Annotated in this window: 14 protein-coding genes; 7 read left to right on the forward strand and 7 right to left on the reverse strand. The window is 38.8% G+C overall.

Going from position 1 to position 15828, the window contains the following annotated elements:
- The first annotated feature begins 275 nt into the window (after window positions 1-275).
- Window positions 276-2330 (forward strand): molecular chaperone HtpG, encoded by a 2055-nt coding sequence (gene htpG, locus M2135_RS01385; RefSeq protein ID WP_280746779.1) that lies wholly within the window; start codon window positions 276-278, stop codon window positions 2328-2330.
- 94 nt (window positions 2331-2424) lie between these two features.
- Here htpG and M2135_RS01390 read toward each other — a convergent pair whose 3' ends face one another.
- The gene (locus tag M2135_RS01390) at window positions 2425-2694 is read right to left on the reverse strand and encodes a hypothetical protein (protein ID WP_280746780.1); all 270 of its coding nucleotides are present in this window, start codon (window positions 2692-2694) and stop codon (window positions 2425-2427) included.
- A gap of 165 nt (window positions 2695-2859) precedes the next feature.
- Between M2135_RS01390 and M2135_RS01395 the strand changes: the two genes are divergently transcribed.
- The 3 genes from M2135_RS01395 (at window position 2860) to M2135_RS01405 (ending at window position 6272) form a co-directional block, all read left to right on the forward strand.
- Window positions 2860-3330, forward strand: a complete 471-nt coding sequence (locus M2135_RS01395; RefSeq protein ID WP_280746781.1) for a hypothetical protein — start codon at window positions 2860-2862, stop codon at window positions 3328-3330.
- A gap of 93 nt (window positions 3331-3423) precedes the next feature.
- Entirely contained in the window at window positions 3424-4692 is a 1269-nt protein-coding gene (locus tag M2135_RS01400) for a phosphoglycerate kinase (protein WP_280746782.1), read from the forward strand.
- A gap of 467 nt (window positions 4693-5159) precedes the next feature.
- On the forward strand, window positions 5160-6272 hold the full coding sequence (locus tag M2135_RS01405; RefSeq protein WP_280746783.1) for a hybrid sensor histidine kinase/response regulator: 1113 nt from the start codon (window positions 5160-5162) through the stop codon (window positions 6270-6272).
- Window positions 6273-6307: 35 nt separating this feature from the next.
- On the opposite strand, the gene M2135_RS01410 is transcribed toward M2135_RS01405, so the two are convergent.
- Window positions 6308-6922: a YigZ family protein gene (locus tag M2135_RS01410; RefSeq protein WP_280746784.1), complete on the reverse strand. Its 615-nt coding sequence runs from the start codon at window positions 6920-6922 to the stop codon at window positions 6308-6310.
- The gene (locus M2135_RS01415; RefSeq protein ID WP_280746785.1) at window positions 6922-7143 is read right to left on the reverse strand and encodes a hypothetical protein; all 222 of its coding nucleotides are present in this window, start codon (window positions 7141-7143) and stop codon (window positions 6922-6924) included. The genes M2135_RS01410 and M2135_RS01415 overlap by 1 nt, the downstream gene beginning before the upstream one ends.
- A 219-nt stretch (window positions 7144-7362) precedes the next feature.
- Here M2135_RS01415 and M2135_RS01420 point away from each other — a divergent pair, with 219 nt between their 5' ends.
- A complete protein-coding gene (locus M2135_RS01420) occupies window positions 7363-9132 on the forward strand; it encodes a glycosyltransferase family 39 protein (protein ID WP_280746786.1) in 1770 nt (589 codons plus the stop codon).
- 1 nt (window position 9133) lies between these two features.
- On the opposite strand, the gene M2135_RS01425 is transcribed toward M2135_RS01420, so the two are convergent.
- Entirely contained in the window at window positions 9134-9946 is an 813-nt protein-coding gene (locus tag M2135_RS01425) for a DUF1080 domain-containing protein (protein WP_280746787.1), read from the reverse strand.
- A 135-nt stretch (window positions 9947-10081) separates the two neighbouring features.
- Between M2135_RS01425 and M2135_RS01430 the strand changes: the two genes are divergently transcribed.
- Window positions 10082-10720, forward strand: a complete 639-nt coding sequence (locus M2135_RS01430; RefSeq protein WP_280746788.1) for an HAD family phosphatase — start codon at window positions 10082-10084, stop codon at window positions 10718-10720.
- Window positions 10721-11071: 351 nt separating this feature from the next.
- Here the strand turns inward: M2135_RS01430 and M2135_RS01435 are convergent, their stop codons facing one another.
- The 3 genes from M2135_RS01435 to nfo all read right to left on the reverse strand — a co-directional run bounded on the left by M2135_RS01435 (window position 11072) and on the right by nfo (window position 14262).
- The gene (locus tag M2135_RS01435) at window positions 11072-11554 is read right to left on the reverse strand and encodes a porin family protein (RefSeq protein ID WP_280746789.1); all 483 of its coding nucleotides are present in this window, start codon (window positions 11552-11554) and stop codon (window positions 11072-11074) included.
- 34 nt (window positions 11555-11588) lie between these two features.
- Entirely contained in the window at window positions 11589-13190 is a 1602-nt protein-coding gene (locus tag M2135_RS01440) for a C69 family dipeptidase (protein ID WP_280746985.1), read from the reverse strand.
- A gap of 235 nt (window positions 13191-13425) precedes the next feature.
- Window positions 13426-14262, reverse strand: a complete 837-nt coding sequence (nfo, locus tag M2135_RS01445) for a deoxyribonuclease IV (RefSeq protein WP_280746790.1) — start codon at window positions 14260-14262, stop codon at window positions 13426-13428.
- A 135-nt stretch (window positions 14263-14397) separates the two neighbouring features.
- Here nfo and M2135_RS01450 point away from each other — a divergent pair, with 135 nt between their 5' ends.
- Window positions 14398-15774, forward strand: coding sequence for an aminopeptidase P family protein (locus M2135_RS01450; RefSeq protein WP_280746986.1), 1377 nt, complete (start codon window positions 14398-14400; stop codon window positions 15772-15774).
- Window positions 15775-15828: the final 54 nt, after the last annotated feature.

Here is a 15828-nt window from a genome sequence, read left to right on the forward strand (position 1 = left end):
TGAAAGTTTCGCTGTACATACGATGTTTCTTTTTTGACATAAATTATTTGTTATTTATGTGGCAAAAAAGTGTCAACCTTTTTCAGTGTAAGACAGTTTATGCCAAGTATTTGGCAAACTGGTTCTAATTTACCTGAAAAATTGTCATACGACAGTTTTTTTATGATCGAATCCGCTTTTGGCACTCCTTTTGTTAGATCATAACTGGAAAAATGATCGTATTCATTTCGGGCAAATTGTTAATAAATATATAATATAAAAATAATTGATTGATTATGAGCAAACAAGGAAACATTGGTGTAACAAGTGAAAACATCTTCCCTATCATTAAGAAGTTTTTGTATAGTGATCAGGAGATCTTTCTTCGTGAACTGGTTTCGAATGCAGTTGATGCTACTCAGAAGTTGAAAACCCTCTCCTCTGTAGGCGAATTCAAAGGTGAATTGGGTGATTTAACTGTTCATGTAAAATTTGATGATCATACAATTACCATATCGGATCGTGGTATTGGTATGACAGCAGAAGAAATCGATAAATACATTAATCAGATCGCTTTCTCCGGCGCTGAAGAATTTGTCGAAAAATATAAAAATGATGCTGCTTCTATTATCGGTCATTTCGGATTGGGTTTCTATTCTTCGTTTATGGTAGCCAAGCGGGTGGAGATCGTGACCAAGTCGCACAAAGAGGGTGCAGTAGCGATGAGATGGAGTTGCGAAGGTTCCCCGGAATATACCCTTGAAGAGACGGAAAAAACAGATCGTGGGACCGACATTATACTTCATATTGACGATGAAAGCAAGGATTTTTTAAATAAAGAAAGACTGAATGGTCTGCTTACAAAATATTGTCGTTTCTTGCCTGTTCCCATTGCATTTGGAAAAAAACAGGAATGGAAAGAGGGAAAATATGTAGACAGGGATGAAGATAATATAGTCAATGATACTACGCCGGCATGGGTACGTAAACCGGCTGACATGAAGGATGAAGATTATAAAAAATTCTATCAGGATCTTTATCCGATGAGTGAAGAGCCGCTTTTCTGGATTCATCTGAATGTCGATTATCCGTTTAATTTAACAGGTATATTGTATTTCCCTCGAATAAAAAGTAATCTTGATCTGAATAGAAATAAGATACAGTTGTATTGTAATCAGGTATTTGTTACTGATTCGGTTGAAGGTATTGTGCCCGAATTCCTCACACTTTTGCATGGTGTATTGGATTCACCGGATATTCCTTTAAACGTATCTCGTTCGTATTTACAAAGCGATCAGAATGTTAAAAAAATCTCTTCGCATATCACAAAAAAAGTAGCAGATCGTTTGGAAGAAATTTTTAAAAACGACCGGAAACAGTTTGAGGAGAAATGGGATAGCTTGCGCTTATTCATTCAGTATGGTATGCTTTCGGATGAGAAATTCTATGATCGTGCTGCAAAATTTGCTTTGTTAAAAGATGTGGATGACAACTATTTTACTTTTGAGGAGTATAACACATTAGTCAAAGAAAATCAAACCAATAAAGAGGGCCATTTGATCTATTTATATACAAACAGTAAAGAAGATCAATACAGCTATATTCATGCAGCCAAAGATAAGGGATACAGTGTCTTAATGATGGATGGTCAATTGGATACTCACCTGATCGGTCAATTGGAGCAAAAATTTGAAAAAACACAATTTGTGCGTGTCGATAGTGATACGGTTGATAATCTGATCCGCAAGGATGATGCAGGAAAGGTTGAACTGCTTGAAGATCAGAAAACAGCTTTGCAGGAGATGTTTAAAAGTCAGATGCCGCAAGTGGATAAGGTTGATTTTTATGTCACATTTGAGGCGCTTGGAGAAAAGGCGAATCCGATTATGTTGACACAGAGTGAATATATGCGTCGTATGCGTGAGATGTCGGCGATGCAACCGGGAATGTCATTCTATGGTGAGCTTCCGGATACTTACAACCTGGTGTTGAATACAGATCATTCATTGATTAAAGAAGTGCTTTCCGAAGAGGAGAAAAACTGCAATGAAAAGTTGGCTCCAATACAGGCCGATATCAAAGGTTGGGAAGCGCGTCTAGCTGATCTTCGCGAAGCGCAAAGTAAAAAGAAGGAGGAGGAAATCTCCAGTCAGGAAAAAGAGGATTTATCCGATACGGAGAAAAAGTTAAACGAATTGCGTGATCAACAAAAAAGTATTCTTGCAATGTATGCAGGTACAAATAATATGATCAATCAGTTAATCGATTTAGCGTTGTTGGGCAACGGCATGTTGAAAGGAGAAGCGTTGAGTCGCTTTATTAAACGAAGTGTTCAAATGATCGGAAAATAAAGGGATATCCCCTACTCTATTTAGGGAGCATAAAAATAGGCTGGAATACAAAACTCCAGCCTATTTTCTTGTTATAAAAAAGGAATGATCCATTTTATTTTTTATCCATCTCCTTTAGCTTCTTGATCTTGATTTCAATTTCTTCCCGTTCTTTGATGAGTCGGAGTTCTTCCTGTCCCATTTTTTCTTTACGCATTCTTAATGCATAGGCAATAAGTTCTTCTAAATCGGTAAAAGATAGATGATTAAGGTTGCTTATCATCGTTTTCAACGATGCATCTTTACTTTGTTTTTTAGCTTCTCTTTTTGCACGCATTATTGCTTTTTGCTCTTCTGTCATTTTCTGACCTTTTACTCTTGCCATAATATTATTTAGTTAAATGAAAACTCCTATTTATTAATATAACAATTGTAGCTTTAATTTTGTTTTGGTCGATCTGTTTTTTGAATCAATAAAAACCGTCTAATTTGTTTATATTTGCGCTTATATAAAGGGATGTATATGGTTTTCAATTAATATTAAAAACAGATGAATGATAGCATACAACAAGGAGTAAATCTGCCTCAAAAGGATTATTATGCCCCTATGCATACGGCAGAGCATATTTTAAATCAAACAATGGTTCGAATGTTTGGATGTCCGCGTTCAAAAAACGCACATATCGAACGCAAAAAGAGTAAATGTGATTATCTGTTGACAGACTCTCCTACCCCTGAACAAATGACTGAAATCGAGCATCGTGTGAATGCAATTATAGATCAACATTTGCCGGTAACGGTTGAATTTATGCCGAAAGAAAAAGCCGGGGAAATTGTTGATCTGAGTAAACTGCCGGAAGACGCGAGTGAGACACTTCGGATCGTACACGTTGGAGATTATGACGTCTGTGCTTGTATCGGTGTGCATGTGGAGAATACTTCTGAGATCGGGCATTTCAAAATACTGAGTTATGACTATACAGATGGCAGACTGCGTTTGCGTTTTAAACTAACCGAATAATTTAGAGGAACGAACCACTTGATATACCATTTTTTTGTGTAAGTTTGCAATCGCGCAAAAAAAGCCATTTTAATATCAATTTAATATAATATTATGCAAACGATTGACAATTTCAATTTTGCCGGTAAAAAGGCATTTGTAAGAGTTGACTTCAATGTGCCATTGGATGAAAGTTTCAACATTACCGACGATACGCGTATTCGTGCTGCTCTGCCTACCCTGAAAAAAATTATAGGAGATGGAGGTAGTGTAATTATCGGTTCTCATCTGGGGCGTCCTAAAGGTGTTGAAGAAAAATTTTCATTAAAACATATTTTGGGACATGTTTCCAAATTGTTAGGTGTAGATGTTCAGTTTGCGAACGATTGCGCCGGTGAAGAGGCTGCATCAAAAGCAGCCGCATTACAGCCGGGCGAAGCGCTTTTACTTGAAAATCTTCGTTTTTATGCTGAAGAAGAGGGCAAACCGCGCGGATTAGCAGCAGATGCCACTGACGAAGAGAAAAAAGCGGCCAAAAAAGCATTAAAAGAAAAACAGAAAGAATTTGCAAAGAGATTGGCTTCTTATGCTGATTGTTATGTGAATGATGCATTTGGAACAGCTCATCGGGCGCATGCTTCAACGGCGATCATGGCCGATGATTTTGATGCCGACCATAAGATGTTTGGTTACCTGATGGAAAAAGAGGTTATTGCTGTAGAAAAGGTAATGAAAGATATCAATCGTCCTTTTACGGCAATTATGGGTGGTTCAAAAGTCTCTTCTAAAATTGAGATTATTGAAAACCTGTTGAGTAAGGTAGATAATCTGATTATCACCGGTGGTATGACCTATACATTTACAAAAGCACAGGGAGGAAAAATCGGTAATTCGATTGTTGAAGATGATAAACTCGACCTGGCTTTGGATTTGATAAAAAAGGCAAAAGCAAACAATGTCAATTTAGTGTTGGCTGTGGATGCTAAAATTGCGGATAAATTCAGTAATGAGGCAAATACTAAATTCTGTAAGGTTAGTGAAATTCCTGATGGTTGGGAAGGATTGGATATAGGTCCGGAAACCGAAAAAATCTATGCGGATGTGATTAAAAAATCAAAGACTATCCTTTGGAATGGTCCTACAGGGGTGTTTGAGTTTGAAAACTTTACTCATGGATCACGCTCTGTTGGTGAAGCTATTGTAGAAGCAACTAAGAATGGTGCGTTTTCATTAGTAGGCGGTGGCGACTCGGTCGCTTGTGTCAATAAGTTTGATATGGCAGATAAGGTTTCTTATGTCTCTACAGGCGGAGGTGCTTTGTTGGAAGCTATAGAAGGAAAAACACTTCCAGGTATTGCTGCAGTAAAAGGTGAATCATATTGATTTGATCGCATATGATCTGTTTTAAGAGAGAGACTGTTTGGTTTTCAGGCAGTCTCTCTTCTTTTTTATTCAAGTAAAAGCGGAGCGTATATGCTCTTTTTGCTACCGAAAATATAAAAAATATTAAAAGCCGGAACAAAACGAACAGTTCAATTGTTTTACTTTTTAAACTCGTTAAGAGTTTATGATCATTTAGTGAAAAATACATTTGAAGAGTTTAAAAACACATTTGATACATGAGATCAAAAATTAATCGGTATAAACTTGACGAATAAATCATTAAAAACAAATATAATAAAGGCGTAAAATATGACAAAAAGCGGCAAAGACAAGCGTATATGAGATGGAAATAGAACCCTATTTTCTGAATAATAGACGAAAATGGTGCCGGAAATTGTGTGGTTTACAACTTTATTAATACATTTGTGAGTTGATAGAGTTTGGTTTGATAAAAGTAAAGTGACTTAATGAAGAATTTGGCTTCTGATTATAAGATATTAATCGTTGATGATGTTCCTACGAATGTCATCCTGGTGCAGGCTATTTTAAAGAAAGAAGGTTATACGTTGTTAACCTGTGACAATGGCGCTGAAGCGTTGCGTATTGCACAAGATGAGCATCCTCACTTGATATTGCTGGATATTATGATGCCGGAAATGGATGGTTATGAAGTGTTGCAACGGCTGAAAAGCAATCCTGAAACTAATGATATCACAGTCATTATCATGTCGGCATTAAGCGATATGCAAAGTATTGTGAAAGGATATCAATTGGGAGCTATTGAGTATGTGACTAAACCGTTCCAACGCGAAGAGTTATTGAAACGAGTAGCGCATCGCTATGAGTTATTCAGCATTGAACGTATCAAAGCAGAACTGGAGAACACGATTGAGTCACGGGATACGTTATATTCTGTTATCGCTTATGACTTACGTTCTCCTCTGGGTTCTTTAAAGATGATGAATAATGCGATCTTATCGATGGTCGATAAAGATAAGGTTGGCGGAGATGTCTTTGATATGCTCCAGATGATCAACAAAACATCTGAAGAAATATTCCTTTTATTGGATAACCTATTGAAATGGACTAAAAACAGACTAAAAAAACAACATGTCTACAAGCAGGAAACGGACATTAATACGATTATATCGAAATCGGTCGACGTATATGTACCTATCATGCAACAAAAAGGCATTAAACTGACTCAGGAAGGTCTGGATAAGGAAATTGTGGGTGCAATAGATATTGAGATGCTGAAAACAATTATTCGGAATCTACTCTCAAATGCGATGAAATTCAGTTTTGAAGGAGGCGAAGTCGTTGTCAGTTCAAAAGTAGATGGTGATTTTATTGTAGTGAGTGTTAAAGACTCCGGTAAAGGCATAAAAGCAGAAGATCAGTCTAAATTGCTACAAGCAGATAGCCATTTTACCACTTACGGTACAAATAATGAAAAAGGATCTGGATTAGGTCTGTTACTTAGTAAGGATTATATCGAATCGCATGAAGGTGAAATTTGGTTCGATTCGGAAGAAGGAAAAGGATCTACATTCTATTTCTCTTTAAAAATAGGTGATTAAGAAAATCTATCAGATATAAAACCAGAAACCCTCCCCTAATCAGGAGGGTTTTCGTTTTTTAAATAAGCCGTTTCGACTTTACTCAATCGGTTTTTTAAGCGTTCGGCTTCGCTTTTACGAATACGAAGAATCATTTCGCAATTCATATCAAATTGTTGGGAGACGATAACCGGATTATCTTCTTTTACAATACGCATAATCCCGTTTAAATAAGGATATTCGAACACGACTGTGATCTCTTCATCAACAGTCAGCTCTTCTATCTCCGCAGCAGCAATAGCTTCTGCAGCAGCACTACGATAGGCGACAATCAAACCACTTGTTCCCAGTTCGATTCCTCCAAAATAGCGGATAACAAGAATCAATATATCAGTCAGTTCGTTGGAGTTAATTTGTCCCAGGATCGGTTTTCCTGCTGTCGATGATGGCTCACCGTCATCGTTTGCCCTGAAGGTGGTACGTTCAGGGCCTAACATATATGCCCAGCAAACATGGCGGGCGTCGTAATACTGTTTTCTGTATTTCTCGAGTTCTGCTTTAACCTCTTCAACTGTTTTAACAGGAATGGCATAGGCAATAAAACGACTACGTTTTTCGGTATAATAACCTTCAGCTATAGCTTTGATTGTCTTGTAACTATCATCTGTCATTAATCTGGTATTTTTGTTTTACTCACCTCTTCCCGGTAGGCTTTGAAGTCTTTCATTATTTCTTCTATTTCTTCGATAAAATACGGGTTCTTCACTTTTTGTCTGACCTCTTTGTAATAGGTCTCAATAGCGGCTAAAGCACATATGTCTTGTCCGCGCAGCACAAAATACGGTTCATCTTTTTCGATGCACTGTTTAATCATCTGAATAGGATTCTTCATCTCTCTTTTTTTGAACAAAATTATAAATTTATCGCCTAACCCGCCCCCTAATACAACCTTATTTGAAGGTGCAATTGTTTTAATATTTCATTTTTAAACAATTATCGGCTCAGAATAACCGTTTAAACAGCAAAAAGTCAGTAAAAATGAAGCAAAAGTCATTAAAAAATTGTTTTTTTGTATACAAAATCGTTTTAAGAGATATAGCTTTATTAAAATATGCGTACTTCAGCACTTCAAGATCTTTATTTACAGCGACCTGTGACCATGATGGTTCTCATTTGTATGATATCCGTTCTTCCATGGATCTGTTTAGGTGATTTTTCAACTAAGGGTGAACCTCGTGAGGCTGCTGTTGCCATATCAATGTTAGATAGTGGAAACTGGATTTTACCGCAGACCTATGCCGATGAGTTTGCATATAAACCTCCAATGGCTCATTGGCTGATGGCCATTTTCTCTTACCCTCAGGGATATGTTTCCGAATTCACATCACGTCTGCCCTCTGCTTTGGCAATTATTCTTCTGATAGGATTTACATTGGTTTTTATTGGAAGGAGGACTGCCAAATTTCAGGAAGCGTTTATTGCAGCTTTGTTATTAGTCACCTGTATTGAAATTCATCGTGCCGGCATGACGACACGGGTTGATATGTTGTTGACTACTTTTATTGTTTTAGGTCTGTTTCAACTCTATCGATGGGAAAATATGTTGGAATTAAAGGGACTGCCTGTCATGATTCCACTTCTTTTTGGTTGTGCCATATTAACCAAAGGCCCTGTGGGAATAATTCTTCCGCAGTTTATTTTTGCTGTTTATCTATTTTTATTAAAGAAATATCGTCTACAGACTATTTTCAAAGCAATCCTTTATATCGGTGTTTCATCGTTGTTTTTGCCGCTATTATGGTATATAGCGGCCTATAAACAAGGAGGAGAAGATTTTCTGAATGTTGTCCTGGCTGAGAATTTCGGTCGTTTTTTCCGGATCGAGTCTATAGATATTGACTATAACTTAGGTCATGAAAATGGAGCATGGTACAATATTATGACATTGATTGCCGGTTTTATGCCGTGGACAATTCTGTTTTTCTTTTCCCTGTTTGGAATGAAATTTAAAAAACCGACGAAATCGATCAAAGAAATCCTGAAAAATAGCTGGCAACGAATACTCTCATTAGAAAAAGTAAAACTGTTTAGTCTGGTCGCATTGGTTTGTATCCTCTTTTTCTATTCCATACCATCCAGTAAACGCAGTGTTTATCTGATGCCAGCCTATCCGTTTATTGCGTTATTTCTGGCTCAGTTTACCCTTTATCTCACCGAATACCGGACAAAGGTCACACGTGTGTTTGCCGGTTTTATATCCTCTTTAATCATCATCGTACTGATCAGTGTATCTCTTACAATGATAGGAGTTATTGATCCGGTAAATATGACCAGTCAATTTACAGACGATTCGGTAACGATAGCCACAGTCGATGCTGTTTCCGCTATGTTTACATCTCCGGATTTTATAACCATATTCATATTGATGGTCACATTGGTGGTTTTAGCTACGGTTTTATATCAGATGTTTAAGAAGATTAATATCAAAATATTATATGCAACTATCGCGCTCGCTTTTTGTGTCAATCTCATTACCGACGGTATTGTGATGCGTGGTGTTCGTCAATGCCAATCTTCTCGTCCTTTTGCCGAGCGGATCAAGGAAGAATACCCATTGGATAGCAAAAATATGTTTGTGATGAATAACCTGAAAGAATACCGAAATTTATATGGACTAAATTTCTATATGGGAAACAAGTTTCATGATTTCGCCGATGTGCAACCTTCGGAAGGTTATTTTTTAGCGTCTGAGATCGACATGGGAAAGGTGATGAAAAAATATGAAGGCCAATATACGTTCCGTATATTGACCTCCACTGAAAATAAAATAGACGAAATTCACGATAAAATCGTATTGAGTAGTTTTACTCGTAATCAGTAAATTATTTCAATTCTTTTATCTTTATATTTCTGAAAGCAACTTCATCCCCGTGATCTTGCAATAACAAGTGACCCACGGGTGCTTCCCCGAAAAGTCCGGCTTCATTGTATGCTGCAGCAACATATTTGCTCCCTTTAACCAGTTCACGGAATTCATCACTTCCTCTTTCATATTCAAGTACTTTCAATCCATTCAGCCAATGCTCCACATGGTTGTTGGGAAATACTTTGACGACAGCTGTGTTCCACGCTCCTATTCCATTGAAAGAGATATTTTCACTGGCTTTCAGGTCGTATAAACTGCCGAGTGTACGGCTTCCCGGGAAGGTAGTATACAATTTGGCATCCGGATGAACAGCGTCATCCAATATCTGAAATTCCAGACCGAAAGCAGACCCTTTTTGTTTCTCTTTTTCTGTTACAAAATATTTGATACCGCTATTCGCCCCAGTGGTTATTTTAAAATCAACACTGAATTCAAACGCATTATATTCACCAACAGTGACGATGTCTCCACCATTTGTAGACTCGCTGCCATCAGACTTCAACACAATCAATTGTCCGTCTTCCACTTTCCATCCATGTGTCGGAAAAGCATCTAAATGTGCTCCTCGCCAACCGGTTGTTGTTTTTCCGTCGAAGAGAAGGATCCAACCTTCCGCTTTTTCTTGTTCGGTCAGTTGATTAATGATTGGAGACAGATTGGCCGATGACTCCTGAATAACAGGTTTTTCATCCGAAGGCGACGTTTTTTTACCACCACAACTACAAAACAAGGCTAATGAGATAGCCAGAGATACTGGTAATACTTTCATATAATTTGAATTTAGATATTTGTTATTTGATGTGTTCGCGCACAAAGGTAGAAAAAAATCAGAATAAACAAGAGTCAGACTGTTTCTAATATTTACTTTCTATCTTTGCAACTCCATATAAAAAACAAGGAATAAATGACACTTATGAAAACAGCTCTTTTTGATTTTGATGGGGTTATAGTGGATACAGAACCTATATATGATCTGTTTTGGAACGAAGCCGCCCAACGGTACAATCTGGGTATCGATAATTTTGCAGAACTAATCAAAGGGACTACCCTGCCCTATTTATTAGAGACTTATTTTTCGAAATATCCGAAAGAGATTCAACAAAAAGTGTGTCACGAAGCTACAACATTTGAGAGTAAGATGGATCTTCCCCCTATGCCTGGTTCTATTGAATTTCTTCGCCTTCTTAAAGATCAAAAAGTGAGAATGGGATTAGTCACCAGTTCCGATCTGGCGAAAGTGAATCGCGCAATAGAGATGTATCAGTTAGAAGATCTATTTGACACAATCGTGACAGCAGACCGGATCACTAAAGGAAAACCAGACCCGATGTGTTATTTATTGGCTGCATCTGATTTAGCTGTTTCACCGCCGGACTGTCTGGTGTTTGAAGACTCTTTTGCAGGGATACAGGCCGGAACAGCCGCAGGGATGCGGGTGATTGGTTTGAGTACAACGAACTCACCAGAATCGTTGAAAGATAAAGTATACAAAGTTATTCCCAACTTTTCGGAAGTCAGCTTTGATGATTTCCTTCAATGGTAAATGCGAGTCACCGAGTCGTTTTATTCACAGTATCGATCGATTTATTTGTATCATTACGCATACTTTTTTGTTAGAGGTACGTCTAAAATATTTTAGACGTACCTCTAAACGGATTTACACCTACCTCTAAATGGATTTACACCTACCTCTAAATGGATTTAGACGTACCTCTAACAAAAAACAGAGGTACGTCTGACAGAAAATAGATTTGGATACTTCGAAAAACACTTCATAGCAATGCAAAAAAGAGTCTGGGGGAAGCCCGGAGAGTAATTTTCTCAATAAAAAGACTCCCGGATAACAGCTATCCGGGAGTCTTCAACCTTTTATTTTGATATGTAGAGTGCGTTGTTAGAAGCGATATCCAACCCGCATGCCGATCATCGGTTGGCTAAAGTCTTTTAATATAAGATATTTAACTTCAAATCCCAGGCTGATCTCTTTCGTTGCATAGAATTCACCACCCAGACCGATATTTCCTCCGAAACGGTTAAACGTTTTACTCCAGCCAGCTGCCGAAGTACGCCAGAACGACAGGTCGAAACCGGCTAATGGGTAAAAACTAAATTCATCGGTTATCGGAAAAACGTATTGGGCATTCAGATCAATCGCCCAAGCACTTAAATGATCATTTTTTACAAAATGTGTAATAGAGGGTGTGAAACGAATTTCATCGGTGAAATTATAACGGTAATCTATGCCGATGGTAAAATGATTGATACTATCAAAACCTCCACCGATCGTTAGTCCGAAAGAAGAATCACCTTCTTTTGTCTGCGCCATAGTTCCCAAGCTGATCACAGCCATCATCATCAATAGTGCTAATTTTTTCATGATTCAATTTGTTATACTGTTTAACATTAAATACTTATTTAACCTTCAATCGATCACCGGCACTTCTTACGATACTCCGGTAATACTCTTCGTCATATCCGGGAAAACTCGGATAAGCGGAAAGGCCATATCCGTTTTGTTTGAACTGTCCGTTTTCTTCTTTCTTGACATTGCCATCAATGTATTTGACAATCAGGTATTCTCCCAATTTCTTCCAACGAGCAGTAGCGTCGTCGGCGGTTGTCGTACTGAACCAGGTCAGGAATTTCCTTGCTTCATCCGGGTTTTTACTGTATAATTCCAAAGCGGCCTTATCAATTGCCGGTAAAACATCTTGAAAACCATTTTCCAATTCCTGTTGTACCTTACGGATATCTTCGATCATAAAGCTGTATTTATGATAAGCCATATTAGCCACCCAGTTATGAATCCAGAAAGCAGCTGTCCAGGAGAAAGTCATCATATCGCCATTTCCTACACGGAAACATTCAGGAGAATCCAGGATCGAACAGTAAAGTGGTGCAAAAACGGCCATATCGGCATCGTCGGCCCCAAACCAAAGTACTCCGCCGATTGCATCAGGAAGCCAATTACGCATTTGAGGAACAATCACAAAACCGGTTTGTTGTGTAGCGATTGCCCGTTCATTGATATAGGTTTCTCCATCGACCTTAAACTCCATCGGACGCCAACGATAGGGTACTTTATAAGGACCGGCTCCGGCATCTTTTGACATATCCAGATCTGTTCCTTCATAATGATCGCGCATGCAATTTTGAACATCCTGAACGGATAGTTTACGATTAGGTTTAATATACAGCGGCATTGGCTCTTTCGAAGCATCTCCTTTGATAAAATCGGCATATTTCTCCATCGACTGATCATATTTGCGGAAAAAAGACCATACTCTGGCTTCACATGCTCGTAATGCACTGAAATCGTATGGACAATAGGCTTTAGCAAAACTAAACTCTTCATCTTTACCTTTGAAATAACCTTTCTCACGAGCCAGTGAAACAACATCGGGCGAGTAGATACAGTTTTCTTTATCATTGAATGGGATCTGCTGAATACGAGCTTGGTTGGCATGCGCCGAGATACAATCATCAGGGATGCGGATGGCAACCCATACGGCTCCTTTTTTACCAGGTCCTTTACCGACCAGTTCCATCACCCACGCTTCATTCTTATCTGCAATAGAGAACGATTCTCCTCCACTGCAATACCCATGTTCAGCCACAAGATCAGTCATCACTTTAATGGCTTCTCTTGCTGATTTAGAACGTTGGAGAGCAATATAAATCAAGCTGCCGTAATCAATAATACCGGTTGTATCAACCAACTCTTCACGTCCGCCCCAGGTACTTTCGGTGATCGCCACCTGATATTCATTCATATTTCCGATGACGGAATAGGTTTTTTCGACTTGTGGAATCTGTCCCAGAGGTTTTCCGGTATCCCACTCCGTAACCTGAAGCATCGAGCCTTTAGGCCAGGTTGCTGCAGGCCAACGATAAAGTTCGCCGTACAAGGAATGTGAATCGGCAGAGTAACTGATCATCACAGAACCGTCTGTCGAGGCATTTTTTCCAACTAATAAACCAGTACAAGCCATCGCTCTTGTTCCGGCAAACATTGTTACAAAGGCAACAAATAGTAGTCCATACTTTTTCATATACAATCGTCTTTTTCATTGTTTTGACAGATGCAAAAGTAATGAATTATTAGAACGGTTAGTCTGTATTAAATGAATAAAAAAGAAATAGACCAAACTATTGTAAATACGAACCAAAACAACTATTTTTGTAACTTCATAGTTAAGGTTTTGGTTAAATGTGGGAGGGACAGCTTGTGAAAGCCGTCCCTCCTTTTTATAAATTATAGAGATAACTGATTTCCTGCTTCCACAACGCTTCATCCGGGGTTTCCAATATTAATGGCATTTCATCGAAACGGTCGTCTTCAATCAACATTTGAAACAAAAGGTTACCCATAACTCCTTTGCCAATACTATCGTGTCGGTCTACATGCGTTGCAACCTCTTTTTTAGAATCATTCAGATGCATCCCCATCAGATACTTAAACCCGACAATTTTATCGAACGCGTCAAATGTTTGTTTGTAACCGTTTGCTGTTCGGATCTCATAACCGGCCGCCAATGTATGGGCTGTATCAAGACAGACCCCTACTCTACTTTTATCTTCTACTTTATCAATGATATAAGCCAGGTGTTCAAACCGGTATCCCATATTGCTTCCTTGTCCTGCCATATTTTCTATAACAGCCGAAACACCTTTTGTCTGATCAAGTACCCAGTTTATCGATTCGGCAATCCGGTCAAGACAGGCCTCTTCAGATATTTTATTGAGGTGGCTGCCGGGATGAAAGTTAAGTCGGTCTAATCCTAATTGTTCGCATCGCCTTATTTCATCCAGAAACGCATTCCGGGACTTTTGCAACCCTTCCTGATCCGGATGACCCAGATTGATTAAGAATCCATCATGCGGAAGAATCTGTTTAGGCGTATATCCATACTCCTCACAACGCGCTTTGAATAATTGAATACTCTTTTCGGTTAATGGACTGGATACCCATTGCCGTTGGTTTTTGGTGAATAAAGCAAACGCTTTTGCACCGATTTCATACGCATTCACGGGGGCGTTTTCGACTCCCCCGGATGCACTGACATGTGCTCCTATATATTTCATATTCATCTGATTTAGAAAACAAACATACATATAAAAAATGATTATGTTGTTTTTTGAACGTAATGTAGACAGCGCGAATTGTCTATTTCTGATTAATTGCTATCTTTGGTTGCATAACACTAAAACGTAATGAATATGTTTGCCAAAGAGACTTATATCGCTCGACGAGCGAAACTTAAACAAACGCTGGGATCAGGTTTATTATTGTTCCTTGGAAATGACGAATCAGGCATGAATTATGCCGATAATACCTATCATTTTCGTCAGGATTCTACTTTTTTATATTTCTTCGGCCTTCCTTATGCCGGATTATCAGCTATTATAGATATCGACAATAATCGGGAGATCATCTTTGGAGATGAGTTGACGATTGATGCGATTGTGTGGATGGGTACGCAACCTACGCTGAAAGAGAAAAGTGAATTGGCCGGTATTACCGAGGTGCTCCCCTTTAAAGAAATAGAAAATTACCTGAAGGCTGCCCAAACTAAAAAGCAAACGATCCATTATCTGCCGACATACCGCGCCGAACATCAGGTCAAATTGCAGAACTGGTTAGGCATATATCCAGGAACGGAAAAACCATCCGTCCCGTTTATTATGGGGGTGGTAAATCAGCGTAATTATAAGAGTGATGAAGAAATTGCAGAGATAGAGAAAGCCTGTCAGGTAACAGCAGATATGCATCTGACGGCAATGCGTATGGTTCGTCCGGGTATCCGTGAATCAGAGGTGGCCGCTGCTGTTGCTCAGGTGGCTTATGCGCACGACTATCAACTTTCATTTCCTATCATCGCAACAATTAATGGACAAACATTGCATAACCACTATCATGGCAATAGGATAAAAAGCGGCGATATGTTGTTGTTAGACGCTGGTGCTGAAACAGAAATGGGTTATGCGGGTGATATGTCCTCTACAATCCCTGCCGATTCAAAATTCACGACCCGCCAGAAGGATATCTATGATATCGCTGTTGCTTCGCATGAAGCAGCAGTAGCCGCACTTAAACCGGGAGTATTATTCGAGGATGTGTATGACCTGTCTGCAAAAGTCGTTATGGAAGGATTGAAAGATCTTGGTTTTGTAAAAGGAGATGCAATGGAAGCGGTAAAAGCCGGTGCCCATGCTTTATTTTATCCTTGTGGACTCGGACATATGATGGGTTTGGATGTGCATGATATGGAGAATCTGGGCGAAGTATACGTGGGGTATGATGGACGTGCCAAGAGTACGCAGTTCGGGCGTAAATCACTTCGTTTGGGACGTAAATTGGAACCGGGATTTGTACATACCATTGAGCCGGGTATCTATTTTATTCCGGAATTGATTGATCTATGGCACGGGCAACACAAATTTGAAGAATTCATTAATTATGATAAAGTTGCCACATATAAAGATTTCAGTGGTATACGTAATGAAGAAGATTATTTGATTACCGAAACCGGTGCGCGTTTGTTAGGCAAGAAAATTCCTATTCATACGGAAGAGGTAGAAGCGATACATTGTTGAATCAGTTTTTCCGACTAATAAATATAAAAAATGGCTACTCGGAAAGGATAGCCA

The sequence above is a fragment of the Parabacteroides sp. PF5-9 genome (genome assembly GCF_029893105.1).
Classification (GTDB): domain Bacteria; phylum Bacteroidota; class Bacteroidia; order Bacteroidales; family Tannerellaceae; genus JARXWG01.